The 24,822-nt window shown below is 70.2% G+C and carries 25 protein-coding genes and 2 tRNA genes; 21 read left to right on the forward strand and 6 right to left on the reverse strand.

All coding sequences use genetic code 11. The features are described 5' to 3' along the window. The first annotated feature begins 97 nt into the window (after positions 1-97). The 3 genes from VFV19_14740 to VFV19_14750 all read left to right on the forward strand — a co-directional run bounded on the left by VFV19_14740 (position 98) and on the right by VFV19_14750 (position 2,766). Positions 98-769 carry a PDZ domain-containing protein gene (locus VFV19_14740; GenBank protein ID HEX4825557.1) on the forward strand — a complete coding sequence of 224 codons (672 nt, stop codon included), beginning with the start codon at positions 98-100 and terminating at the stop codon, positions 767-769. A gap of 81 nt (positions 770-850) precedes the next feature. Beyond that, on the forward strand, positions 851-1,036 hold the full coding sequence (locus tag VFV19_14745) for a hypothetical protein (GenBank protein HEX4825558.1): 186 nt from the start codon (positions 851-853) through the stop codon (positions 1,034-1,036). After that, positions 1,036-2,766, forward strand: coding sequence for a hypothetical protein (locus VFV19_14750; GenBank protein ID HEX4825559.1), 1,731 nt, complete (start codon positions 1,036-1,038; stop codon positions 2,764-2,766). The genes VFV19_14745 and VFV19_14750 overlap by 1 nt, the downstream gene beginning before the upstream one ends. On the opposite strand, the gene VFV19_14755 is transcribed toward VFV19_14750, so the two are convergent. Continuing rightward, on the reverse strand, positions 2,738-4,921 hold the full coding sequence (locus tag VFV19_14755) for a CocE/NonD family hydrolase (protein HEX4825560.1): 2,184 nt from the start codon (positions 4,919-4,921) through the stop codon (positions 2,738-2,740). The genes VFV19_14750 and VFV19_14755 overlap by 29 nt on opposite strands. A gap of 174 nt (positions 4,922-5,095) precedes the next feature. Here VFV19_14755 and VFV19_14760 point away from each other — a divergent pair, with 174 nt between their 5' ends. The 4 genes from VFV19_14760 to VFV19_14775 all read left to right on the forward strand — a co-directional run bounded on the left by VFV19_14760 (position 5,096) and on the right by VFV19_14775 (position 7,380). After that, positions 5,096-5,794 carry a hypothetical protein gene (locus tag VFV19_14760; protein ID HEX4825561.1) on the forward strand — a complete coding sequence of 233 codons (699 nt, stop codon included), beginning with the start codon at positions 5,096-5,098 and terminating at the stop codon, positions 5,792-5,794. Between the two features lie 28 nt (positions 5,795-5,822). Then, entirely contained in the window at positions 5,823-5,987 is a 165-nt protein-coding gene (locus VFV19_14765; protein HEX4825562.1) for a hypothetical protein, read from the forward strand. A 74-nt stretch (positions 5,988-6,061) separates the two neighbouring features. Further along, entirely contained in the window at positions 6,062-6,679 is a 618-nt protein-coding gene (locus tag VFV19_14770; GenBank protein HEX4825563.1) for an OmpW family outer membrane protein, read from the forward strand. Between the two features lie 107 nt (positions 6,680-6,786). Next, positions 6,787-7,380 carry a DUF4382 domain-containing protein gene (locus VFV19_14775; protein ID HEX4825564.1) on the forward strand — a complete coding sequence of 198 codons (594 nt, stop codon included), beginning with the start codon at positions 6,787-6,789 and terminating at the stop codon, positions 7,378-7,380. On the opposite strand, the gene VFV19_14780 is transcribed toward VFV19_14775, so the two are convergent. Then, complete coding sequence (locus VFV19_14780) at positions 7,377-8,096, reverse strand: LPXTG cell wall anchor domain-containing protein (GenBank protein ID HEX4825565.1); 720 nt, start codon at positions 8,094-8,096, stop codon at positions 7,377-7,379. The two genes, VFV19_14775 and VFV19_14780, sit on opposite strands and share 4 nt — an antisense overlap. A 117-nt stretch (positions 8,097-8,213) precedes the next feature. On the opposite strand from VFV19_14780, the gene VFV19_14785 reads away from it, so the two are divergent. Continuing rightward, on the forward strand, positions 8,214-9,971 hold the full coding sequence (locus tag VFV19_14785) for a tetratricopeptide repeat protein (GenBank protein ID HEX4825566.1): 1,758 nt from the start codon (positions 8,214-8,216) through the stop codon (positions 9,969-9,971). On the opposite strand, the gene VFV19_14790 is transcribed toward VFV19_14785, so the two are convergent. Continuing rightward, the gene (locus VFV19_14790; GenBank protein HEX4825567.1) at positions 9,968-10,705 is read right to left on the reverse strand and encodes a DUF1326 domain-containing protein; all 738 of its coding nucleotides are present in this window, start codon (positions 10,703-10,705) and stop codon (positions 9,968-9,970) included. The genes VFV19_14785 and VFV19_14790 overlap by 4 nt on opposite strands. Before the next feature lie 68 nt (positions 10,706-10,773). Continuing rightward, complete coding sequence (locus tag VFV19_14795) at positions 10,774-13,248, reverse strand: hypothetical protein (protein ID HEX4825568.1); 2,475 nt, start codon at positions 13,246-13,248, stop codon at positions 10,774-10,776. 43 nt (positions 13,249-13,291) lie between these two features. Here VFV19_14795 and surE point away from each other — a divergent pair, with 43 nt between their 5' ends. From surE to VFV19_14825, 6 genes are all read left to right on the forward strand, one after another. Next, positions 13,292-14,059, forward strand: a complete 768-nt coding sequence (gene surE / locus VFV19_14800; GenBank protein ID HEX4825569.1) for a 5'/3'-nucleotidase SurE — start codon at positions 13,292-13,294, stop codon at positions 14,057-14,059. Further along, positions 14,056-14,703, forward strand: coding sequence for a protein-L-isoaspartate(D-aspartate) O-methyltransferase (locus VFV19_14805; protein ID HEX4825570.1), 648 nt, complete (start codon positions 14,056-14,058; stop codon positions 14,701-14,703). Before surE ends, VFV19_14805 begins: the two co-directional genes overlap by 4 nt. A gap of 36 nt (positions 14,704-14,739) precedes the next feature. Next, positions 14,740-14,816, forward strand: a tRNA-Pro gene (locus VFV19_14810). 10 nt (positions 14,817-14,826) lie between these two features. Beyond that, positions 14,827-15,375, forward strand: a complete 549-nt coding sequence (locus tag VFV19_14815; GenBank protein ID HEX4825571.1) for an adenine phosphoribosyltransferase — start codon at positions 14,827-14,829, stop codon at positions 15,373-15,375. A gap of 49 nt (positions 15,376-15,424) precedes the next feature. Continuing rightward, positions 15,425-15,502 (forward strand) — tRNA-Arg (locus VFV19_14820). Positions 15,503-15,523: 21 nt separating this feature from the next. Then, a complete protein-coding gene (locus VFV19_14825) occupies positions 15,524-16,225 on the forward strand; it encodes a tetratricopeptide repeat protein (protein ID HEX4825572.1) in 702 nt (233 codons plus the stop codon). Positions 16,226-16,228: 3 nt separating this feature from the next. Here the strand turns inward: VFV19_14825 and VFV19_14830 are convergent, their stop codons facing one another. Together VFV19_14830 and VFV19_14835 are read right to left on the reverse strand one after the other, a co-directional pair. Continuing rightward, on the reverse strand, positions 16,229-16,924 hold the full coding sequence (locus VFV19_14830; protein HEX4825573.1) for a hypothetical protein: 696 nt from the start codon (positions 16,922-16,924) through the stop codon (positions 16,229-16,231). Positions 16,925-16,934: 10 nt separating this feature from the next. Continuing rightward, positions 16,935-17,408: a single-stranded DNA-binding protein gene (locus VFV19_14835; GenBank protein ID HEX4825574.1), complete on the reverse strand. Its 474-nt coding sequence runs from the start codon at positions 17,406-17,408 to the stop codon at positions 16,935-16,937. A 38-nt stretch (positions 17,409-17,446) separates the two neighbouring features. On the opposite strand from VFV19_14835, the gene murJ reads away from it, so the two are divergent. From murJ to xerD, 7 genes are read left to right on the forward strand one after another with little or no spacing between them, the layout of a single operon-like run. Beyond that, complete coding sequence (murJ, locus tag VFV19_14840) at positions 17,447-19,045, forward strand: murein biosynthesis integral membrane protein MurJ (GenBank protein ID HEX4825575.1); 1,599 nt, start codon at positions 17,447-17,449, stop codon at positions 19,043-19,045. 33 nt (positions 19,046-19,078) lie between these two features. Then, on the forward strand, positions 19,079-19,807 hold the full coding sequence (locus tag VFV19_14845) for an ABC transporter ATP-binding protein (protein ID HEX4825576.1): 729 nt from the start codon (positions 19,079-19,081) through the stop codon (positions 19,805-19,807). Continuing rightward, entirely contained in the window at positions 19,804-20,595 is a 792-nt protein-coding gene (locus VFV19_14850) for an ABC transporter permease subunit (protein HEX4825577.1), read from the forward strand. The genes VFV19_14845 and VFV19_14850 overlap by 4 nt, the downstream gene beginning before the upstream one ends. After that, positions 20,592-22,166: a DUF4350 domain-containing protein gene (locus tag VFV19_14855; GenBank protein ID HEX4825578.1), complete on the forward strand. Its 1,575-nt coding sequence runs from the start codon at positions 20,592-20,594 to the stop codon at positions 22,164-22,166. Before VFV19_14850 ends, VFV19_14855 begins: the two co-directional genes overlap by 4 nt. Next, the gene (locus tag VFV19_14860) at positions 22,163-23,470 is read left to right on the forward strand and encodes a DUF4340 domain-containing protein (GenBank protein HEX4825579.1); all 1,308 of its coding nucleotides are present in this window, start codon (positions 22,163-22,165) and stop codon (positions 23,468-23,470) included. The genes VFV19_14855 and VFV19_14860 overlap by 4 nt, the downstream gene beginning before the upstream one ends. Beyond that, a complete protein-coding gene (gene dtd / locus VFV19_14865) occupies positions 23,467-23,919 on the forward strand; it encodes a D-aminoacyl-tRNA deacylase (protein ID HEX4825580.1) in 453 nt (150 codons plus the stop codon). Before VFV19_14860 ends, dtd begins: the two co-directional genes overlap by 4 nt. Further along, positions 23,916-24,800 (forward strand): site-specific tyrosine recombinase XerD, encoded by an 885-nt coding sequence (gene xerD / locus VFV19_14870; GenBank protein HEX4825581.1) that lies wholly within the window; start codon positions 23,916-23,918, stop codon positions 24,798-24,800. The genes dtd and xerD overlap by 4 nt, the downstream gene beginning before the upstream one ends. Positions 24,801-24,822: the final 22 nt, after the last annotated feature.

Raw genomic sequence — 24,822 nt, forward strand, 5'->3', positions numbered from 1 at the left:
GGGCGGACATCGTAACCGGACTCGGGCTCCAGGTGATCGGCTTGCCGCGGAATCGGAGCAGGCCTAATCTGGCCGTCGCGTTCTCGGGAGGCTGGCGATGCGCGTCCTTCTACGCCTGATGGCGTCCCTGGTCCTACTTTTGGCCGTGATCCCGCCGGCTCGAGCCGTGTCCCCGACCACCGGGTGGCTCGGGCTCCGGTTGGCGGAGCAGACCGGATCGTCAGCCGACGGGTCGGGGGTCCTCGTCCAGGGGATCGTCGAGGGGAGTCCCGCCGACGAATCGCACTTCAGGGCGAAGGACACCATCCTCGCGGTCGACGGCACGAGCGTCGCCAGCCCCGGGGAGCTCATGGCGCGCATCCGGGGGCTCGAGCCCGGGAGCTTCGTCACGTTCTCGGTGAGACGGGGAACCGACGACTTCGAGGTCCGGTCGGTCCTGGGGACACGTCCCGAGCACGTCCGGCTGGTCCGGGGTTGGCTCGGCGTCGAGGCGATCGAGCTGCCGGCCTCCTTGCGCGAGCACTTCGGCGCTCCTCAGGACGCCGGCATCCTCGTCTCGGCGGTCGCGGAGCAGAGCCCGGCCTACGATGCCGGAATCCGCGTCGGCGACGTCGTCTACGAGGCCGACGGCCAGCCCGTGGGCTCCCTCCAGGAGCTCTCCAAGATTGCGAGCGAGGCGGGGATCGACAACGTCATGGACGTCGTCCTCGCTCGCGACGGCGCCCGCATCGTGGTCGGCCCCAAGATCCAGCGCGCACCGACCGACTAGAGACCCCGCTGAGACCCCGCCCGGGTGGTTCCTGCTCCATTTGCGCTTGCGATTACCGTTAAACATCAATATAACGGAAACGTGGCGACGCGACGGAAGCCGGGGCGGAAGCCGATGCCGAAAGGCCACGTCCGTTCCTCCCTCCTCGGGGTGCGGCTGACCGAGCGTGAGTACGCCGCGATCCGGAAGGCGGCGAGACCGCGCGATGCCGCGACGTGGGCGCGGGATCTCTTGCTCGCCGCGGTCGGCTGGAAACACCCACGCTGATGCTGGCCGCGTTGCTGCTCCTTGCGGCAGGAGCGCCGAGCTCTCCTCCATGGCTCGAGGGTGCGCGTCGGGAGGTCGCGGCGGTCGCCGACGTCCGCCGCGCCGAGAGGTTCGCGAAGGCCGGCGACGGGACGCCGACGCATCCGTGGACCGGCTGGGAGGCGGCGTTCGCGTCGGTCCCGGCGTCGGGCGCGCGCGTCCTGTTCGGGCCGGGGACCTACACGCAGACCGCCCAGGTCCGGGTGCCGACCGGATTGAACGGCTGGCTGGCGGTCGTGGGCGGTCCGCGCGTGACGATCAAGCTCACCGCGGGGGCGCCGCGGTTCCTCGATCCCGATCTGACCGCGGATCATCAAGTGGTGCGCCACGTCTGGATCGAAGGGTTCACGATCGACGCGGGCCATCTCGGCGGAAAGGACCACGTCATCTTCGGGAACTACGTCGACGGCGGCGGCATCGGCGGATGGCGGCGCGTCGACTGGGACGCGATCGTCATCAAGGACGTGCGCGCATTCGATCTCCTCGTCGATCCCACGATGTCGAGCCACAGGGGCGGCGTCGCGATCCTGTCGTCGCAGGCGATGCCGGGGGAGGCGGTCGCCGATACGATCACCCGCATCTACCTCGAAGGCGTCCGCATCGAGGGCGGCAACTGGGGGATCCTCGTCGACGGCGGCATCCGGACCCCAGACGGCTCGCCGAACGTCGACATCGACGACGTGTGGCTCGTCCGGTGCTGGCATTCTCTCCTCGAGCGGCAGCCGCGCTTCTTCTCGTCGAACTTCCAGGTCGGCGAGGGGGCGCGCGTCGGGCACGTCTACGTCATCGACTGCTACGGGCAATACGCGGCGGACACGGGCCTCGAGCTGAACGCGACCGCGTCGGCGTACGTCTCGGGGACCACGATCGAGGACGCCGCGATCGCAAATTTCTACTACGTCGACTACAACACGCCGAGGTCGGAACCGCTGGTGGTCTACGAGCGCTGCGTCTCGCGGATCACCGGCGGCGTGCACGCGCCTTATGGATTCGGCTGGATGATCAAGGATGCGCACCGTTCCACGCTCGGCGGCGGACGCTTCAGGATCGTCGATAGCCGCTTCGAGCGGAGCGGGACCGCGCAGGCGACGGAAACCGGAGCGGGCGTCACGGCGGAGGGGCGACTCTCCGAGCTGTCGATCGCGCGCTCCGGGTTCAGGCTCGCCGGTGTCGACGTCGGCGCCGGCCCGGCGTCGCAGCGCGTCCTCGAGCTCGACTTCCAGAACGACGTCACCTTCGCGCTTCACGACGTCACGGTCGAAGCCCGTGGCGTTCGAAGCGCGCCGGCCGGCGGCCTGAGCGCGATCACGACGCAGTCGTCGGCCGCGGGCAAGACGCTCACGCTCGATTGGGACGACGTCCACGTGTCGGTCGAGGTCGCGGGACCACCGGTCGACTACACGATCTTCACGAGCACGATCTACGCGACGGCGGCGAGCGCCGTCCGCGGAACGATCCGGGGCTACCGGATCGATCGTGTGGACGGCGACCGCCATGCCCGCGGGATCAACGTCGATCTTGCGCACCAGACGGTCGCGGGGAGCCTCGCGATCAGCGGAGTCGATGCCCGCGCCCTTCCGGCGGATGGAACTCCGGTGCAGCTCAACAACGTCTCGGACCCTTCTCAGGCCCGCAAGGTCTCGCTCCGCCGCATCCGGAAGCCTACGGCCCCGATCGGAGCGGCACCTTGATCCAGCTCCCGTCGTGCCACGTCACGTGCAGGGGCGACTTCGCGTCCGCAATCGACTCGTCGCTCACGTCCTTGCCGGTCCCGCAGTTGACCTGCGCGAACGAGTTCTTGTTCACGGTCAGGAGGAGGACGAGGCGGCTTCCCCGCGCGAGCCTGCGGCTCACGATCGGGGTGCGCGTGAACGGAAGTGCTGTGGCCTGGCCGGGGGTCAGGAGGCGGCGCTTCGTCATCTCCCGTGTGTAGCTGGCCCGGCCGACGTAGTAGGAGAGGTTGAAGAACTTGCCGTCCGGCGTCGCCTCGTAGAGCGCCCACGTGAAATCGAAATCGCGCTTGTCGATCGTGGCGGTGATCTCGCCCTGGATCATGCCGTCGATCGAGACCGGCTCGTCGAACGGGTCGCTGACGAACGTCAGATAGGACGGGTCGTCGATGCGGTCGGCGTAGGCCGCGATCGGGTAGAGGTTGTTCTCGGTCGAGCGGTCGGCGAGATCGACGGTTTGATCGACGGCGCCCGCGGAGAACGACCTCGCGGACGTGAGGCGGTAACGGCCGTCCTTGCGCTCGCTCGAGGTGTACAGGGTGAGCGGGCGGCTCGCCATCGCCGCGATCGAAGGCGCATGGCGCCAGACGTTCGCCCCCATGACCTCGTAGTTGATCTTGTCCTGGATCAACGCGGGCATCGGGCCGCCGCGGAAGACGTGATCGAACCATTGGTAGACGAGCGCGACGCCGTCGACGTCGGCGACCGGGTCGATCGTATAACCGTTGACGACCGCATCCTTTCGCGCGGCGACCGAGCCGGTGTGGCTGTAGGGGCCGACGACGAGGTAGTGGTTCGCCCTGGGATCGTGCTTCACGTGCTCGACGAGGTAGTTCACCGCGGCGGAGTTCGCCGGATCGAAGTAACCGGTGAGGGTGAGGACGGGAATCTTGATCCTGGCGAAGTCGCCGTCCCAGGGCTGCATCGCCTGCCAGTACCGGTCGAACGAGGGATGGCGCATCTGCTTCTGGAAGACCGGATTCGGCGTGCCGTCGATCGCGTCGATCTCGCGCAGCGGCCGGCCGCTCCGGTACCAGGTCCGCAGGAGCTTCGACCATCGGTCGTCGTCGTGGTAGGTCGCGTCGTCAAGGAGCTTGCTGTCCGTCACGTAGAACGGCCACGCGTAGTTCGCGGTCTGGATCACGTTGTTCTGCATCGGGAGGCCGTAGCCGGGGAAGCTGGCGCCGGCCGGCACGATCGTCTTCAGGGCGGGGTGGAGCTTCTTCGCCGCGGCCCACTGCGCGAAGCCGGAATAGCTGAGGCCGTGCATGCCGACGCGGCCGTCGCTCCAGGGCTGCTTCGCGATCCAATCGATGACCCCGTACGTGTCCTTCGCCTCGACCTCCCAGGGGACGATCGCATCCGGGCTCGTGCGCTTGCCGCGCGCGTCGGCGAGAACGCCGGCGTAGCCCCGGAGCGCCGCCTCCTTCGCGAATCGTAGGTTGAACGAGGGATCGGTGTAGATCGTGAACACGAGGATGCCCGTCAGGCGCGGCGGTCCCGATCGCTTCCTGACGACGGTCGCGGCGAGGTGAGCGCCCTCTCTCGTGGTGATGATCACGTCGTCGATGAGGTAGCGCTTGGCGTCATCGGCGGCGATGAGGGCCGCGAGGGTCGGTGCGAAGCTGTCGAGGGCCTCCATCGTCGTCCAGGTCTTCACGAGCTCCAGGGCGTCGTCCAGGGAGACGGCGGGTTGGACTCGGACCCGCTCGAGAGCGCGCGCGAGGGCCGGCTCGAACGCCGCGGCGCGCGCGCCGAGCGACCAGCCCGCCTCGAACGCCGCGCGATCGTCGAGCTTCGAGAACGTCTCGTCGAAGGCCCGGGCGAGGGCCCGGTCGTAGGGGACGTGCTCGCCGGCCTCGATCGCCTTCGCCTTCGCGAAGAGCGCCAGCCGCGGCGAGGCCGGTAACGGGTCGAACCTCACCGCGTCGGCGTAGCGGCCGGCGCCCAGCTCGAGCCGGAACCGCGTCTCGTCGTCGGCGGCCTGCGGCAGCGCCTGCACGGCGAGGTCGGCCACCGCGCGCGAGAACGCGGGGCGATCATCGGGCGCCACGTCGGGAAAATGGAGGGGCGAGGTCGCGACGACCCCAAAGAGGAGGAGCGCGGCGATGGTCACGAGGCGGGATTCTATGATCGTGAGGATCCGAAAAGCGTAAGCCGACCTACGAAGGCCGTTATCTCGCGCCGCCGCCCGGCCGCGAAACGCTCACCTTTCTGACGCCCGCTCCCGAGGACGGATCTTGCAAGCACCCCCGGCGACTGCGACCGATGAGGTCACGGAGGAGATGCCGTGAGCGAATCTGCCGTTCTGTCCGAACCGGTCATGGAGATGCAGGTGCCGGCACCGGCGCCTGCGATCGTCCCTGAGACGCCCCCCACGGTGCGGCGGGAGCGGCGCTTCGCCGCCAACCTCCGCTTCAACGGATTCCGCTATCTGACGCTGGCCTGCTGTCTTCTCTCGGTGTGGGGTCTCGTCGCAGCGGCGACGTGGCTCGGCACCGCGAAACCCGAATCGACGTTCCTCCTGGTCCTCGCCGGCGGCCTTCTCGCCGCCGCGGCCAAGACGGGGATCGACATCCTGAACTGGGCCGAGACGACGAGGCAGGCGACGCATCTCGAGCGCGTGCGCGCGATCGAGCGGCTCTTCGAGCGCGCCGGCACCGTGCGGGAGCAGGCGCTCCTCGATTGGCGCCGCATCCACACGAAGCTCGTCGACAACCTGTCGGGCCAACCTCAGGAGATCCGGCTGTTCCACGACCACGACGAGACCGACCGGCAGGCGGACAAGCTCGTGCGCAAGGCGCTCTCCGAGGAGCTGTGGATCCGCTCGGACGGTGTCGAGGCGGTGCGGCGCTTCAAGAAGTGGATCGCGGCGCTCGACTACGACGCGCTCGCGAGCGAGACCGAGTTCACCGAAGCCTTTGGCACGCTCATGGATCGCATGCGGCGCGATCTCGCGGTCGCGGCGCTCGGCATCACGCTCGGCTGAAGGGGGGCATCACCGTATGGGAGGACTTATGCGAAGCAAGGGAACGCTGATCCTGGTCGCGGCTCTGCTCGTGCTCGCGCTGCAAGCGTGCGCGGACACCACCGAACTGACGTCGGCGCCGCCGGCCGGGGGCTCGGCGCCGCTCAAAGCGAGCGCGATGCCGCCGCCGACGAGCACCACGGACGCTCGGTAGGGCGACACGTTCTCGTCGCATTGCAAATCGTGGCGCGCGAGCGGTAGGCTCGGCGCATTCGCTGGAGGGTCACCATGAGCGTGAAGCGCGCTCTCGCATTGGTCTCGTTCGCGCTGATCGGCGCGGCTCCCGCGTTCGCCCAGGGAACGCACTTCAAGCTCTACGGCGGCGCCGCCTACGTCGCGCCGCTCAGCGAGAGCGACGTCACCGTCGGCTCGGTCACCGACAGCGTCAAGGCGGAGAAGCAGGTCGGCTGGAACGTCGGCGCCGAAGTACGCCTCGGCAAGCTGATCGGCATCGAGCTCGACTACATCGACGCCACGCAGGACGTGAAGGTCGGCGGGGCGACGCTCGGCCACACGACGTTCTCACCGTTCACCGGCACGGTGAACTTCCACCTGCTCCACTCGTCGCTCGTCGATCTCTACCTCGGCCCGTCGTACTCCTACGTGAACTGGGGCAATCTCGAGCTGAACCAGCAGGGGCAAGCCTTCTTCGGCAGCTCCGGGCTCGGCACCGACAGCGAGAGCGCGTGGGGCGCCGCGGTTGGCCTCGACATCGGATTCGGCAAGCATTTCGCGATCACCGGCGGACTGCGCTACCTCGACGTGAAGCTGCAGGCGAGCTCCAGCAGCCAATCGGTTGCGGTGAATCCTCTCATCGGAAGGCTCGGCGTCGCGGTCCGGTTCTGATCTCGATCTCACACCTTCCCGACTGATTCTGTGGAGCACGCGCGGTGGCGGCACGCGCGCATGGGGCGTAGCCTTCTCGCACCCGAAAAGGGCAGGAGGAAAACCCCATGCGGATCAGAACCGCGGTGTGCGCCGTCGCTCTCGCCACGCTCGTGGCGGGGGGATGCGCCGATTCCGGCTCGATGACCGGCACCGGAAAGACGGGGCGGGTCCACTTGACGATGGGAGGCAGCACGACGCAGGCGATGACCGCCGCGTCGATGACGATGGGCGACGGCAGCGGCCGCACCATCACGGCGGCGACGATCACGGTCTCGGCGATCGAGGCACGCAACCTCGATGGGCAGCTCGTGCCGGTGACCGTCACGTTGCCGATGGACGTCGATCTCGTCGCGCTGATGAACGGCGGGACCACCAGCTTCCCCGACGGCGCTCTGCCGGTCGGGACCTACGACCAGATCGTCGTGGTGATTCGTGCGCTCCACGTCACGCTCTCGGACGGCACGGTCATCGACGTGACGCCTCCGGGTGGCGGCTGGACCTCCATCGTCCCGGCTGATCAGTTCGACGTCGTCGCCGGCCAGACCACGTCCGTGCAGCTCCACTTCCAGCCCACGGGCGCCTTCCAGTGGAACGACGGTCAGCTCGTGTTCAACCCCGGGTTCGACTGCAGCGTCGACCATCACCACGGGGATGACTAGCGGCGTCGGGCGGCGAGCCTCCGGCCGAGCGTGATCATCGCGCCCAGGCCGAGCAGGAGCGCACCGGCAAGGCCCGCCAGGGGAAGCTCGCTTCCGGTCTTGGGAAGCTTCTTCTCCGCCGGCGGCGGTGGAGGCGGCGGCTGCGCCTTCGCCGCCGCCGGCATCGCCTTCGCGGGCGGCGGAGGGGGCGGCGGGGCGTTCTCGGCGAGGACGGCAATGTCTTGCTGCGTCAGCGTCGCCGGCGGGAGCTTCGTCACGACGAGCGCCGAGATCTTGTCGCCCTTGCGCAAGCTGCTCGGCGGGACCGCCTTGCCGTCCTTGTAGATCACGAGATCGAGGTCGTTCATCTCGTCGCTCGTGAATTTGCGGTACTGCCCGGTGTCGGTGTTCTTGACGACGATGGCGTTGCCGATCGTGTGGACGACCTCGGCGTTGCGGAGCTCGGTCGTCGTCAGCTCGATCGGCGCGGTCGTCGTCCTGATGAGCGCCGTCAGCTTCATGCCGGGCTTCAGCTCGTGCACGCTGAGCTGCTTGCCGTCGAGATCGAACCGGAAGTCCTCGGGGATGTTGAACTCGCGGACACCCTGCGGGCCGCGGACGACGAGGTTGTTCCCCTGAACGGAGAGCACCTCGCCGCTACGGATGTCGTAGCTCGTCGTCTGCGCGGCGGCGAAGCCGGCGATGAGCAGAGCCGAGAGGATGAGCGGTGCGCGCATGGATCCCTCCTTCTCGCGGGATCATACGCTCCGAGGGTCAAGCGCGAAGCGCGAGCGACGCCGGCGCGGGAGAGGCATCGCGAACTGCCATAATGGAGTTATGGCGGTCATGCAGGAATGCCTGGCGGTCTGACCGCCCGGCGGCGTCTCCTGGTCGCGGTGCTCCTCGGCGCCGCCGTCGCGGCGACCTTCGCCGCCGCGATCGAGAACGGGTTCTCCGACGTCGACGATCCGCGCTACGTGACGGAGAACGCCCACGTCCGGGCGGGTCTGACGCCGGCCGGGATCGCGTGGGCATTCACCGCGACCGACGCCGCGAACTGGCATCCGCTGACCTGGATCTCGCACGAGGTCGACACGACGCTCTTCGGTCCGGGACCGGCGGGACCGCACGCCGTCAACGTGCTCCTGCACGCGCTCGCGACGGCGCTCCTCTTCATCGTGCTCGCCCACGCGACCGGTCGTGACGGTCTCGCCCTCGCCGCCGCGGCGCTTTTCGGCCTCCATCCGCTGCGTGTCGAATCGGTCTCGTGGATCGCCGAGCGGAAGGACGTTCTCTCGATGGCGTTCGCCACGGCGACGCTCCTCGCGTACGGCGCCTACGTGAAGGAGCCGGCTCGCCGGCGATTCGCGATCGTCGTCCTGCTCTTCGCGTGCGCCCTCCTCGCCAAGCCGATGATGGTCACGCTCCCGATCGTGCTCCTGCTCCTTGACACGTGGCCGTACCGGCGCCGCGCCCTCCGCGAGAAGGTGCCGCTCTTCGCCCTCGCGGCGCTGAGCGCGATCGTCACCCTCGTCGCGCAGAGCGGCGGCCGCGCGGTCGAATCGTGGGAGACCCTTCCCGCGGGGGTGCGCGTTGCCAACGCCTTCGTGAGCGTCGCCGTCTACCTACGCCAGATCATCTGGCCGTCGGGGCTCGCCTTCTTCTACCCGCACCCCGGATACGTCAGCCCCGACGAGCTGTCGACGCTTCGCGTCGCCGCCTCGCTCTCGGTCCTGGTCCTCGTCTCCGCAGCCGCGTGGATCGCGCGTCGTCGCGCGCCCTATGTCTTCGTCGGTTGGTCGTGGTTCCTGGTGACCCTCGTTCCGGTCATCGGTCTCGTCCAGGTGGGCGAGCAGGCGCACGCCGACCGTTACACCTACCTGCCGTCCATCGGCATCGCGATCGCGATCGTGTGGGGAATCGACGAGCTCGTCGCCTCACGTGCGACGCTCGCGATCGGGCTCGCGGCGTCGGCGGTCCTGGCGGTCCTCTCGGTGCGCCAGATCGCCGTTTGGCGCGATCCCGAGGGCGTCCACCGGCAATCGCTCGCGCATACCGAGCGGAACTACGTGGCGCACAACAATCTCGGTGTTCTCTTGGCTCGCGACGGACGCCTCGACGAGGCGGCCCAGCACTTCGAGGCCGCGCTCGCGATCCTGCCGGGCGAGCCGCGCGCCGAGGACAACCTCGGCACGCTGCTCATGAAGCGGGGGAGCGTCGCCGAGGCGATCCCTCATTTCTCGCGAGCGCTGGCCCGCTCCCGCGATCCGGAGATCTCGAACAACCTCGGGAACGCGCTCATCGCCGCGGGGCGCGTCGACGAAGGGATCGACCGCTTGAAAGACGCGATCGCCGCGCGTCCCGATTACGCCCTCGCACACTTCAACCTCGCGATGGCGTTGGCGCGGCGCGGACGGAGCGACGACGCGCTCGCCGAATTCGATCTCGCCGTCCGTTACGGTCCCGACCGTGCGGCGTCGTGGGCCAACCGCGGCCTCCTCCTCGCCGCGCGCGGACGGAAGGGGGAGGCCGCGTCCGATTTCCGGAAGGCCCTCGAGCTCGAGCCGGGCTGGGACGAAGTGCGCCGCGCGCTCGACACGGCGACCCGCTAGTTGCCCTTCTTCATGCCCGCCATCTTCTGGGCGAGCCCGGCGGCGAACTTCTCGTACTCGTCGCTCGTGACCGTGAAGGTACCGTACATGTAGTTCGAGCCCTCGTAGTTCCAGCTCTGTCCGGCGTCGTTGTAGGCGAGCATCGTGGTCAGGCCCTGGGAGTACTCCCGGTGGACCGGATCGGCGCCCGGCGGATTCGTGATCTTGGCCTCGCCGCCCATGCCGCCGTCGATGAGATGGCCCGAGAATTCGCCGTACTTCCCGAGCGTGATCTTGTGCTCCTTGCCGTTGATCGTACGCGTGATCGGAATGACCCGCGTCTCGAAGTTCTTGGAAGCATCGGGGACGAGGACCTGGCCCGCGATCGCCTTCAACCCCTCGCGCTGCTCGGGCGTCGCCTTCTCGTCGATGTACCAGGTGACGAAGTCCCAGCTTCCGAACGACTCCATCATCGCCTTGCCGTCGGGGCTCTTGCTCATCGCGCCGACGGCGAGCCCGTCGAGCTTGACCTTGCCGTAGGTCCCCTTCTCGATGAAGAGGATCTCGCCGCCGCCGCACGCCATGCGCGTCGGCTTCGATCCGAACCAGCAGGGGCATGCCGCCGAGCAGCTGCACGCCTCCTCGAGCTGCCCGGTGATCTTCCACGGCGTCTTCGGAGCATCCGCTCGAACGCCCATGACGATTCCGGCGGTGGCGCAGACGGACACGAGCGCGACCACGAGTGACTTACGCATGACGGCCTCCTTCGGGGCAGGAGTATCGGGCGCGGCCGCACACCCGGACACCCGCATGAGCATGCGGGTCAGGGGAAGAGGCGCCGGCAGAGCTCGGTCTGGCGCCGCCACGCGTCGCCCTCGCTCGTGGAGCGCGCGAGGCTCAGGAGCTGCGGCTCATCGCATCCGAGCCGGTACCGTCCGAATCGCGTCGCCGTGCTGAGCGCGGCGGCGGTGCGCTGAGCCGCGGGGTCGCCGGCGATCTCGGATTGCACGTAGAGAAGATGAGCGCGGCGCTCGGCCGCCGTCGCCGAGAGAAGCGACGCGCCGGCGCCGTCGAGCCACTCGAGCCCGCCGGTGGGCGGGGCCAGGAGTGTCGCGATCTCACGGTCGCCCATGTTGGGACCGTAGCGGTGGAAGAACTCCATCCAGGGCCGGTCGTCGGTGATCAGGTCCGCGCCCGCCGACCACGCGGCCACCCCGTCGCGGCCCTGGAGAAACGTACCGAGGAGCGCCGCCGGCGTCTCGAAGTAGGCGGCCTCGAGGCTCGCGCGCGTCCTCGGGTTTGCGTAGGCCGCGTCCAGGCGCGCGGCGTCGAGCCGGAGCGGACGGTCGGAGCCGAGCAGCACGGCGTCGCGGATCGACGGGAGCCAGAGCTGGACGTGCGGGAACGCGTCGAGGAACGTCCGCGCCAGGGCGCGCGCGGAGTCGAGGCTCTGCGCGTGGAGCGGCAGCCACTGCGCGACGACGCCGCCCGGGGCGAGGTGCGCGCGGCACTCGCGGTAGAAGTCGCGCGTGTAGAGGTGGACCGAGCCGGCGACGATCGGCGGCGGCGGCTCGACGGTGATGAGCCCGTACGCGACCCGCGAGAGCGCGAGCGCATGACGGCCGTCATCGTGCACGAGGCGCACGCGCGGGTCGCGGACGACCTCCGCGTTCTCGCGCGAGAAGGTCGGGAGCGCCGCGATCACCGACTCCGAGAGGTCGAGCGCGTCGATCGACGGAACCGTCGCGTGCGACGCCAGGGCGCCGAGCGTGATCCCGGTCCCGACGCAGATGACGAGGGCGGGAGAGCCGGCGGGAGCGAAGAGCGCGGGGAGGTGGCCTTCCGCCGCCATGTACCGCCAGACCGGCTTCACCGTCGCGGTCATCGCGATGCCGTTGACGATCTCGCTCTTCGCGTCCTCGTCGTGAAAGCCGTAGGCGCGCCGGATGACCGCGACGGTGTCGGTCGTCCCTTCCCGATAGAAGAGGAGATCGCCCGACGGCCCGCGCCCCGCGGTCGAGAAGGCACGCGTCACCGGCCCCACCGGAACGAACACCACCGCGGCGCAGGCCGCGATCGCGAGTGCTCCGGGGACCGCTCGCCGGAGGGCGAAAGCACCCGAGACCGCGCTCAGCGTCGCCAGGATCGCGAGCGCCCGCGACGCTCCGAGGAGCGGAAGGAGAACGAACGCCGCCGCGAGCGATCCCGCGAGCGCGCCCGCCGTGTTGGCCGCATAGACGGCACCGACCGCACGGCCCCGCCGCGCCGCGGGCCCGCCGAACGCCTGCACCGCGAGCGGGAGCGCCATCCCCGAGAGAATCGTCGCGGGAAGGACGATCGGCGCGCCCCTCAGGAACCCCGCCGCGAGCAGGGCGCCGAAGCCGCGCGCGTCGGGATCGACGGCGAGGAGGCTCGGCAGGACGAAGACGCTCGCCGCGACGGCGAGCCCGCCCGCGATCTGCACGACGCCGAGCGCCGCGAGCGGATCGCGAATCCGCCGCGACACCGCCACGAGCGCCAGCGACCCGAGGACGATCCCGGCGAGGAAGAGGGCGAGCATGAGGCTGAACGAGTACGAGTACGACCGCAGCGGCACGGCGAGCAGGCGCGTCCAGAGCACCTCGTAGCCGAGAGCGGCCGTGCCGCCGAGGGTCGCGCAGATGACCGCCGTCTTGGCTCCTGAACCAGGCGCGTCAGGGGCTTCGGGTCGCGGCGGTGACGGCACGGAACCTCGATCGAGCGCGAGAGCGGAGACACCGCAAGCCACGGCGAGCGCGATCGCGAAGCCCGCGGTGCGTACGATGCCGAGCGTCTCGAACAGGACGAACCCCGCCGCCGCGGCACCGAGCGCGGCGCCGAGCGTGTTGACCCCGTAGAGGATCGAGAGCGTGGGCAGGAGCTTTCGCTCCCTCACCGTCAGATGCCGGACCAGAGGCGGCAGCGTCCCGCCCATGAACGCCGCGGGGCAGGCGACGAGCACGATCGCGACGAGAGCCTCGACGAAGGGCGACCGCACGAGGAGCGCACCGCGCGCGAAGGTCAGGAGGCCCACCGTCAGGGCGGCGCTCCCCGCCGCCGACAGCTCGAGGATCCCGTAGAGGCGGAGCGGGCGCGACGTCCGGTCGGCGGCGGCGCCGAAGATCCTCGCGCCGAACGCGAGACCGCCGAGGAACGCGGCGAGCGTGAGCGAGGTCGCGGTCACGGCGTTCCCGGTGAGGAGTCCCAGGTCGCGCCGGAAGACCGTCTCGAGGACGAGCGACGCGAAGCCGGACGCGAAGAAGAGGAGGACGATCGCCATCGGCTGGATTCTAGACGGCCGCCGTTTGCTAGACTCCCCGCTCATGACCGCGCGGGCCGGAGCGAAGCGCATCCTCGTGACGAACGACGACGGCATCGAGGCCCCCGGCCTCGCCGCGCTCGCCGCCGCCGTCGCACCGCTGGGACACGTCATCGTCGTCGCACCCGACCGCGAGCGAAGCGGCGCGGGCCACGCGCTCACGCTCATGCGACCCCTGCGCATCCGGAAACGCGGCGACGACCGGCACGAGGTCGACGGCACGCCGACCGACTGCGTCCACCTCGGCGTCTTCCATCTCACCGGTGGGACGCCGCCGGATCTCATCGTCTCGGGGATCAACCGCGGCCTCAACATCGGCGACGACGTCACGTACTCGGGGACCGTCGCCGCGGCCCTCGAGGGGACGCTGCTCCACATTCCGTCGATCGCCTTCTCGGTGGAGCGGGACGACCGGCCGACCGACTTCGGCCTCGCCGCCTCGGTGGCAAGGCGCATCGCGGAGAGAGTCCTCGAGACCGGCCTTCCGCCGGGCGTGCTCCTCAACGTGAACGTCCCGCGCGAGCCGGTCGCCGGCATCCGGATCACGCGCCAGGGGACGAGGAGCTACCGCGCCGCGATCGTCGAGCGGCTCGACCCGTCCGGGCGTCCTTACTTCTGGATCGCGAGCCCCGACACGAAGCCGGCCGACGAGCCCGAAGGCGACCACGCGGCGATCCGGCAGCGCTTCGTCTCGATCACGCCGCTCCACGCGAACATGACCCACGAGCCGTCGCGCGCGCTCGTCGCGTCGTGGGGCGTCGCCCTCCCGTGAGCGCGGGGGACATCCGCCGTGCGCGCATGGTGCGCGAGCTCGAGGGCCGCGGCATCGAGAGCCGCCGCGTGCTCGAGGCGATGGGAAAGATCCCGCGCGAGGCGTTCGTCGAGGAAGCGCTCCGCGCCAAGGCGTACGAGGACTCGGCGCTCCCGATCGGCGAGCGACAGACGATCTCGCAGCCGTGGATCGTCGCGCGCATGTGCGAGCTCCTGGAGGCGGACGGCACCGGTCGCGTGCTCGAGATCGGCTCGGGATCGGGCTACCACGCCGCCGTCTTGAGCCGCCTCTTCGAGCAGGTCTACTCGGTCGAGCGTATCGCGGCGTTCTCGAAGCGGGCGCGAGAGACGATGCGGGCGGTCGGGATCGAGAACGTCCACTTCAAGATCTTCGACGGCAGCTACGGCTGGAGCGAGTTCGCGCCCTACCGGGCGGTCGTGGTCACCGCCGCCGCCCCTGAGGTTCCCGCGCCGCTTCTCGAGCAGCTCGACGCCGGCGGCCGCCTCGTCCTCCCCATGGGCGATCCGGAGGCGGAGGACCAAGTCCTGGTGAGGATGGTCAAGTCGGCGGCCGGAGTGGTGAAGGAGGAGCACGGCCCTTGCCGCTTCGTCCCGCTCGTCGGGAAGTACGGCTGGACCCCTTGAGGGCCGCCTGCTATTCTCCCGGGGTTTCGCTAGGGTCGGGGCGTAGCGCAGCCTGGTAGCGCACCTGGTTCGGGACCAGGGGGTCCCGCGTTCAAATCGCGGCGCCCCGACCAATTTCATCGCATGAAACAACCGACGGCTTCTCCCATGTCCGGCTCCGAGCTGAAGAAGATCATTCGCGAAGTCGCCGACTATCCGAAGCCCGGGATCACCTTTTACGATCTGACGACGCTCTTCAAGGACGGCGCGGCGCTCCGCTCCGTCATCGACCGGCTCGCGGCTCGGTTCCGCGACGATCGAATCGAGCTCATCGCGGGGATCGAGGCGCGCGGCTTCATGCTCGCCTCGGCGCTCGCCTACGAGCTCGGTCTCGGCCTCGTGCCGGTCCGGAAGCCGGGCAAGCTGCCGTGGCGCGTGGCGGGCGAGGACTACTCGCTGGAGTACGGCGAAGGCCGGCTCGAGCTCCACGAGGACGCGATCGAGAAGGGGCAGCGGGTCCTCATCATCGACGACGTCCTCGCGACCGGCGGGACCGCGGCGGCCTCGGGCCGTCTCATCGAGAGGCTCGGGGGCGAGGTCGCGGGGTTCGGGTTCCTCGTCGAGCTCGCGTTCCTCAAGGGCCGCGAGCGCCTGAGGTCCGACAACATCTTCAGCTTGATCAGCTACCCCTAGAGCTAGCCCCTGATCCCCGAAACTGATAACTTGCCCGGTTCTTCCGGCAGGGCCTGTAGCTCAGTACGGATAGAGCAGGAGTTTCCTAAACTCAAGGTCGCAGGTTCAAGTCCTGCCAGGCCCACCAGGGCAACGTAGAGGAAGGTTCATGGCCACGACGACGAAGCTCACCAAGAAGGACATGCAGCAGGACGAGTTCATCGAGACCGTCTTCGATCTCGGGGAATGGCTCGAGGCGAACTGGAGGAGGGTCGCGATCGTGAGCGGCGCCATCGTCGTCGTCGTGCTCATCGGTCTCGGATGGATGAGCCTGAGCCAGAGGAGCTCGGGGGCCGCGAACGACCTCCTCGCCAAGGGGATGGCGGCGTTCCAGCCGGAGGCCGCCGGCGGCGGGAAAGCGCCCGCGCCGAACTACGCCGATGCGCTGACGAACTTCCAGCAAGCGGCCGACAAGGCGGGATCGGGCGCGCTCGGCCAGGTGGCGCGGCTCTACCAGGGACGGACGCTCATCGCGATGGGGCGCGCCGCGGAAGCCGTGACCCTGCTCACGCCTCTGGCCTCGTCGGGCAATGCGCGCCTCGCGGCGCAGGCCAAGGTGTCACTCGCCGAGGCGGCGGTCGCGAGCGGCGATCTCGAGCGCGCCGCCACGACCCTCCAGGATGTCATCGCGTCGTCAGCGTCGTCGTACCCGCCGGATGCGGCGACGATGCGCCTCGCGTCCATTCGCGAGAGCCAGGGGAAGCCCGCCGAGGCGCGGCGCCTCTACGACGAGGTCGCGACGAAGTACCCGCAGAGCGGATTCATCGCCGAGGCGAAGCAGCGCTCGACCGACATCGCCTCGGGCAAGTAACGATCAGAAGCGGCGGCCGGGGATGTTCCCGGCCGTGTCCTCCGCGACGACCCGGTAGTAGAGGATCGGGCTCGCCGCGGCCTCGGTATCGCAATCGTCGAATCGGAGCCCCGGCGTCCGGCCGGCCTCGAACGGGCGGATCGGCTGCATCGCGCCCTTCGCCGCGTAGCGGTACACGTGGTACTGGGCGATCTGCTCCGGCCGTCCGTCGCGATCGAGGGTGACCGGATGCCATTCGACGCGGACGCACGCCGTCCCCGGCTGGCGCGCGAGCGTCACCCCCTCGACGTCCGCGGGAGGGATGTCGTCGATCCGAAGGCGAAACGTCTCGGTGCCGTCCTTCCACGAGAGCCCGTCCCACGAGGCGACGCGCCACGCGTAGTCGCCGCCGCCGAGCGGCTGCTTCGGGAAGTAGACCTCGACGACCGATTGATCGGGAAGCACCGTCATCGCCCAACCGCCCGGATCGGCCTTCTGATCGAACGTGTAGGCGGTCGATTTGAAGCCGTCGGCGGACAGCTCGATGCGGAACCGGAGCTTCTCGACGTCGGCGCCGGGGGCGCTCACGACGAAACGGGGCTTCTTCCCGGTCGAGGCGCCGTTCGCCGGCTCGACGGGTGAGACGCGCTCGGGCTGCTCCTGCGCCAGCGCCGGCCCGAAGGCGACGGCGACGAGGAGCGCCGCGACGAGCCGCATCACGACCCGATCCTCAGAAGGGGATGTCGTCCTCGACGAAGCCGCCCTGCGGCTCGCCCGGTTCCTCGCCGCCCGCGGGGCCGACGGCCGCGGGGGCCCGGTCGTCCGCGCGCCCCAGGAGCTGGAGCCGCTGGGCGCGGACCTCGGTCGTGTAGCGCTTGTTCCCATCGCGATCGACCCACTCCCGGGTCTGGAGCGAGCCCTCGACGTAGACCGGACGGCCTTTGCGGAGGTATTCGCCGGCGACTTCCGCCTGCTTCCCCCACACGACGATGCGGTGCCACTCGGTCCGTTCCTTCTTCTCGCCGGAGGGATCGCTCCACCGGTCGGTGGTCGCCATCGTGAAGTTGGCGACCGGAGTTCCGCCCTGGGTGAACCGGACTTCAGGGTCGCGACCGAGGTTGCCGATCAGGATGACCTTGTTGACGCTCGCCATGACGTGCTCCCGGATCGAGGAGGTGGGGACCGGCGCGACGGAGATTACCATAGCGACCGCCGGAACGCATTAGAATGCGCCCCCGCGCCATGAGCGAACGCCAAAGCCTCCTCCGCAGCGCGGGATCGATCAGCATCGCCACCGCGATGAGCCGTGTGCTCGGTCTCGCGCGCGATCAGGTGCAGTCGTACTACTTCGGCGCCGGCTTCGCGACCGATGCGTTCCTCGCGGCGTTCCGGATCCCGAATCTCCTCCGCGATCTCTTCGCGGAGGGCGCGCTCTCCTCCGCGTTCGTGCCGACGTTCACCGCGACGAAGGAGCACGAGGGTCCCGAGGCGGCATGGCGCCTCGCCAACCGGCTCTTCACGATGCTCTTCGTCATCCTCGGCGCGGTGACGGTCGTGATCGCGCTCGCGGCGCCGTTCATCATGAGCGTCTACGGCGCCGGCTTCGCGCCCGACAAGCTCGCGCTCGCCGTGTCGATGACCCGCATCCTGTCCCCGTTCCTCCTCGCCGTCGCGGGCGCGGCCGCGGCGATGGGGATTCTCAACACGTACGGGCGCTTCTTCGTGCCGGCGCTGGCGCCGGCGTCGCTCAACGTCGCGGCGATCCTCGCCGTCGTCACGCTGAGCCCGCTCCTCGTGCGCTCGGGGATCCATCCCGGACTGTCGCTCGCGATCGGCGCGATGATCGGCGGCCTCCTCCAGTTCGCGGTCCAGGTCCCGGCGCTGCGCTCGCTCGGGTTCCACTTCCGGTGGGACTGGGCGCCGCGCGACCGCGGCCTCGCGCGCATCGCGCAGCTCATGCTCCCCGCGACCCTCGGGCAGGCGGCGACCCAGATCAACTTCCTCGTCGACACCTGGCTCGCCTCGCGGTACGGCGACGGGCCGATCACGTGGCTCTCGCTCGCGTTCCGACTCATCCAGCTCCCGATCGGGCTCTTCGGCGTCGCGCTCGGCATGGCGAACCTCGCGCGCGTGTCGCGCGACGCGGCGCGCGGGGACAAGGAGGCGCTCCGGGCGAACCTCGCCGGTGCCCTCCGAGCGGCGGCGCTCTTGGCACTTCCTGCGACGGCGGGGCTCATCGCGCTCCGCGAGCCGATCATCCGCGTCCTCTTCCAGCACGGGAAGTTCAGCCAGGCTTCGACCGCGGCGACGGCGTCCGCGCTCCTTTGCTACACGATCGGCCTCTACGCGTATGCGGTCACCAAGATCCAGGTGCCGACCTTTTACGCGCTCGGCGACACGCGGGTGCCGGTGCTCTCGTCGACCGCCGCGGTGATCGCGAAGCTCATCGCGAACGCCACGTTTGTCTTCGCGCTCCCGGCGCTCGGCGTCAATCCGTTCCTCGGGCTCGCGCTCTCGACGTCGATCGCGGCCTGGACGAACTTCGGCCTTCTCGCGGCGGGGCTCAAGCGGCGTGCGGGCTCGATCCGCGGCCACGGCGTCGTGCGAACGACCCTCGCCATGGCGCTCCTCTCGGCGGCGACCGGCCTGACGAGCGGCCTCGCGCACGCGCTCGCCGTGCGGGTGCTTCCGTCGCCGTCTCTCGGCACGGCGTGCTTGCGCCTCGTCTTCGCGGTCGCGTGCGGCGTCACCGTCACGATCGGCGGCGCCCTCGCCCTTCGCATTCCCGAGGCGCGCTCGCTCGCGGCGCGCCTGATGGCGCGGCGCGGGAAGCGTGCTTAGAATCCGGCGGCATCGTCTTCGGTGGGGACACGCATGATCGACGTGCAGGGTCTCGTGAAGCGCTACGGCGACCACGCGGCGCTCGACGGCGTGACGTTCGCCGTGGCCGCCGGCGAGATCGTCGGATTCCTCGGGCCCAACGGCGCCGGGAAGACGACGACCCTCCGCATCCTGTCGACGTACCTGAGCCCGGACGGCGGTACCGCGCGCGTCGCGGGGCACGACGTCGCCTCGGCGCCGATGGAGGTGCGCCGCCGACTCGGCTACCTGCCGGAGCATCCGCCCGTCGACCTCGACCAGACGGTGCGCGAGTACCTCGACTTCTGCGCGGCGCTCCGGAACGTGCCGAGGCGGAAGCGCCGCGCGGCCGGGGACGGCGTCATCGCACGCTGCGGACTCTCGCCCGTCGCCGGCCGGCTGATCGGCAACCTCTCGAAAGGGTTCCGCCAGCGCGTGGGGCTCGCCCAGGCGCTCGTGCACGGCCCCGAGGTCGTCATCCTCGACGAGCCGACGGTGGGCCTCGACCCGCACCAGATCCGCGAGATCCGCGAGCTGATCCGCTCGCTCGCCGGCGACCACACCGTGCTCCTGAGCAGCCACATCCTCCCGGAGGTCGCGATGACCTGCTCGCGCGCCGTCGTCGTCCATCGCGGGCGCGTCGCCGCGGACGTCTCCCTCGACGCGGGTGCGGCGGGCGGTGGGCTCGAGGAGACGTTCCTGCGGGTCACGTCGGCGGATGCCGCTCTGGGGGAGGCGTCATGAGCCGCGTCCTCGCCCTCGTCTCGCGCGAGATCCGCTCGCAGATCTATCAGCCGGTCGCGTGGATCGTGTGGACCTTGTTCCTGCTCCTGGCGGGCTGGTTCTTCTTCAGCCTCGTCTACCAGTTCATCGTCGTCGTCGACAACGCGTCGGCGTACGCCGAGATGATGCAGAACAAGGAGATGCTCGACCGGCTGAACTTGAACGAGCTCGTGGTGAACGGCCTCTTCGGCAACATCCTCCTGCTGTTCGTCTTCTTCGTCCCGGTCCTCACGATGCGCGCGTTCGCGGAGGAGAGGAAGCAGGGGACCGACGAGCTCCTCCTCACCGCTCCCGTGAGCGCGGGCGAGGTCGTGCTCGGGAAGTACCTCGGCCTGCTCGCGATCTCGGGCGCCCTCGTCCTCGGCGCGGTCTTCTACGTCGGCGTGCTGCTCCACTACGGCGACCCGGAGAAGGGGCCGATCGCGACCGGTGTGCTCGGCCTCACCCTCGCGGCGGCCGCGATGACGGCACTCGGCTTCGCGGTCTCGACGCTGACGAAGAGCCAGGTCGTCGCGGCGGTCGGCTCGTTCGTCCTCTTCCTCCTCCTCTTCGTCGTCGACTGGCCCGCCGAGTCGACCGAAGGAGTCGTACGCACCACGCTCAAGGCGCTGTCGCTGCCCGGGCACTTCCAGGGGTTCGCCAAGGGCGCCGTCTCGAGCGTCGACGTCGCGTACTTCGTGTCGCTCGCGGCGCTCGGCCTCTTCGTCGCGCGGACGACGATCGCGAGCCAGCGCTGGAGGACGCCGTGAGGGACGCGCTCCGGGTCGGCGCCTACGCGGGCACCGTCCTCCTCCTCTTCGGCATCCTGTCGTTCGGACTCACCGGCAACTTCGACCTTTGGACGGCGGTGCACGTCACGGGCGGGGGATTGCTCCTCCTCATCGGCCTCGCCGGCAACCTCGCCGGCGTGCGGCGGACCGTGGCGGCACGCGGCACGCGCGAGCGGGCGTTCGCCGCCACCGGGACGCTCGTCTTCGCGGCGCTCGTCGTCGCGTTGAACGTGCTCGCGGCGCGCTTCCCGAAGACCTGGGACGTCACCGAGAACAAGGTCTACACGCTGAGCCCGCGGACGCTCTCGGTCCTCGCCTCACTCAAACGGCCGGTCGAGCTGGTCGCGTTCTTCCCGCAGGGCGACCGCGGCCGCGAGCCGATCGCCGAGCTGGCCGCCCGTTACACCGGCAAGAGCGACAAGGTGACGTTCAAGTTCGTCGATCCCGAGAAGGATCCGCAGCTCGCCGACCAGCTCGGGGTGACGAAGCAAGGGACGCTCGCCGCCAGGAGCGGCGACGACAAGGCGCAGGCCGCCGCCGACAACGGCGCCGTCGACGAAGGCGAGCTGACGAACCTCCTCCTCAAGGTCGCGCGGCCGGGCGGCGTCAAGCTCTACGCGGTCACCGGGCACGGCGAGCCCGACGTCGCCGACGTCGAGACGCCGACGGGCTGGGGACGGCTCGCGGTCGCCCTGAAGGAGGACAACGTCGAGATCCGCCCGCTCCTCCTCGCCACGGCTCCCTCGGTGCCGGACGACGCGGCGGCGGTCCTCCTCGCGTCGCCGGCGAAGCCGCTCCTCCCGCACGAGATCGACGCGCTCCGCAGCTGGCTGGCCAAGGGCGGCCGCCTGCTCGCGATGATCGACCCCGGCCAGACGCCGGGGCTGGACGCGCTCTTCGCCGACTACCGCCTGGCGCTCGACGACGACATGATCGTCGACAAGGAGGAGATCGCCTTCCTCGGCGCGCGCCTCGGCCTCGATCCGATCGTCGAGGACTTCCCTCCGCATCCCATCACGAAGGGGTTCAAGCAGCGCATCCTCCTCTCCCAGGCGCGCTCGATCACGATCGAGGTCGAGGGCGGCCTCCCCGGTGTCGTGGCGCAACCGCTCGCGCGGACGCACGACACGGCATGGGGTGAGACCGGCTGGCGCGCCATGATGGAGACCGGCCGGGTCGCGAAGGACGCCGCGGACAAGGACGGGCCTCTCGTCGTCGCGGCGACCGCGACGGCCGAGGTCGCCGGCGACCCGGACGCTCCCGCGGACACGGCGAAGAAGCAGGCGCGGCTCGTCCTCGTCGGCGATGCCGACTGGGTCGCGAACGGCAACCTCGGGAACTTCTTCAACCGCGAGATGCTCGTCAACGTCCTCCACTGGCTCACCGGGAGCGAGGACCTGATCGTCGGGCCGCCGAAGGCCCTGCGGGCCTCACGGCTCGACATGACGGTCGCCGACCAGCGGAACCTCTTCCGCTTCGGCGTGCTCCTCCTCCCCGAAGTCCTCCTCATCGGCGGCCTCGTCGCGTGGCTCCGCCGGAAAGCGCTGTGAGCCTCCGCGGGCTCCTCGTCCTCATCGTCGCTCTCGCCGTCGTGGTCGGCGTTCTCGTCTGGGCCGGAAAGAAGCCTCCCGCCGAGCCGCCGCCCGCCGAGAAGGCGCCGCTCGTCGCCAAGTTCACCGAGGCCGACGTCACCGCGCTCACCGCGTCGTGCGGCACGCACGCATGGACGCTGACTCGGACACCGGCGGGCTGGCGCACCGGCGCGCGCGAGGCGGACCCCCGCCGCGTGCGCGACGTCATCGTCGCCGTCCAGGACGCGCACGTCTCGAAGATCGTCGAGGACGGCGCGTTCGACCGGAAGGCCTACGCGCTCGAGCCGGGGTGCGCGCTCGACGTCGCGCTGACCGGCAGGGGCAAGCGCTCGGTGCGGCTCGGACGGACCTCGCCGGTCGGCGCCGAGCGATACACGCTCCTCGGCGATGGCCGACTCGCGCTCACCGACGGCTCGCTCTACGGCATGATCGACCGCGACGAGGGTGCCCTCGAAGAGCGCCGCCTCTTCCCGGTCGAATCTCCGGCAGTGAGCCGGATCACGGCCCTGGGACCGCAAGGACGGATCGCGGTCGAGTCCGGCGACGCGGGGTGGAAGGTCGTCGCGCCGTTCGCCGATCGAGGCTCCGAGGCCGCGTGCAGCCGGCTCGCCGCCGCGCTGACCACACTCGCCGTCGACGAGGGATCGACCGGTACGAAGCCTCCGATCGGGCCGCGGATCGTGTTCGAGCTTGCGGCGACCGGCGCCGCACCGAAACGCGCCGACGTCGCGGCCGAGGCCAAGGACGGGAAGCGCGCGGCGTGGCGCGAGGACGGAAGCCTCGCGGGGACGGTCGCCGACGCGACGGTCAAGGAGATCGACCTCCTCCCGGACGCTTACCGCGAGAAGCGGATCGCGCTCTTCTCGGCCCCCGACGTCCGCTCCGTCCGCCTCGATCGCGGTCCCCTGCACCTCGAGGCGACGCATGCGGAAGGCGCCGCCGCGTGGAAGTCCGACTTCGACGTCGATTCCGCGCGCGTCGACGCGCTCGTCGAGAACCTCAGGGGACTCACCGCCTCGGGGTTCGTGGCCGGTGCGGCGCCGCCGTCGCCCGCGACCGGGACGATCGTCGTGCGCGACGAGAAGGCGGATCTGGCACGGCTCACGTGGGGGTCGCTCGCACCGGAGCCCGGAGCGCCCGGCGAGTCGGTCTGGGTCGAATCCGCCGATCGGCCCGGCGTCGTCTTCCGTGTGCCGGCGACGGCGCTCGGCCCGATCCCGACGAAGGCCTCCGACTGGGCGGCCGCTCCGAAGGGGAAATGAAGGTACTCCTCCAGCGCGTCGCGCGCGCCGGGGTCCGCGTCGACGGCGTGACCGTCGGCGCGATCGGGCGCGGCCTCCTCGTGTTCCTCGGGGTCGAGGCGGGCGACACCGCGGACGACGCGGCGTGGTACGCGGACAAGACCGCGGAGCTCCGGATCTTCGCCGACGACGACGGCAAGATGAACCGGAGCGTGGAAGAAGCCGGCGGAGCGATCCTCGTCGTGTCGCAGTTCACCCTCGCCGCGAGCACGCGACGCGGGAGGCGGCCGTCGTTCGAGACGGCGGCGGTCCCCGAGGAAGCGGAGGCGCGCTACCTCGACTACGTCGGCGCGCTGGGGCGCCGCGGTATCGAGACGGCGACCGGCCGTTTCCGGGCGATGATGGAGGTCGAGCTCGTCAATGACGGGCCGGTCACGATCCTCCTCGATCCGCGGGGCGACGCGCGGTGAGCGCCCTCGACGCGACCCTCGCGCTCTGGCTCGACTATCTCGCGGCGGAGCGCGGCCTCGCGGGGAACACGCTCGCCGCCTACCGCCGCGATCTCGAATCGCTACGGCGCGCGGCCGGCGTCAGCCTCGATGCGGTCGGCACCGCCGAGCTCGAGACGGCGCTCCGCCGCCTCCGCTCCGAGGGGAAGTCGCCGCGCTCGGTCGCGCGCTGGCTCGTGGCGGTCAAGGGGTTCTTCGCGTGGCGCACCGCGGAGGGGATCGCCGAAGAAGACCCGGCGGCGCGCCTCGAGACGCCCCGGCTCTGGAAGACGCTGCCCAAGGTTCTGGACGGTCTCGACGTCGAGCGGTTGATGAGCGCGCCCGATCGCGGCGACCCGCGCGGGCTGCGCGACGCGGCGATGCTCGAGGTGCTCTACGCGACGGGCCTCCGGGTCTCGGAGCTCGTGGGCTTGCGCCTGCGCGACCTCCACCTCGACGCCGGCTATCTCCGGTGCCTCGGCAAGGGCAGCAAGGAGCGGGTCGTGCCGCTGGGCGGCGAGGCGAACGCCGCGCTCCAGGCCTACCTCGCGGAGGCGCGCCCCGCGCTCCTCGCCGGGCGGCGGTCGGAGACCGTCTTCGTCGGGCGCCGGGGGACCGCCCTCACGCGACAGGGGTTCTGGAAGCTCCTGAAAGCGCACGCGCGGCGCGCGGGAATCCAGGCCGCGCTGTCGCCGCACGTCGTCCGGCACTCGTTCGCGACGCATCTCCTGGAGAACGGCGCCGACCTGCGCGCGGTGCAGCTCCTGCTCGGGCACGCAGACATCTCGACGACGCAGATCTACACGCACGTGAACCGCGAGCGCTTGAAGAAGCTCTACCGCGAGTTCCATCCGCGCGCTTGACACGCGTTCCCGCCAAAGGCTA

This window comes from Candidatus Polarisedimenticolaceae bacterium, assembly GCA_036275915.1.
In the GTDB taxonomy this organism is placed as follows: domain Bacteria; phylum Acidobacteriota; class Polarisedimenticolia; order Polarisedimenticolales; family DASRJG01; genus DASRJG01.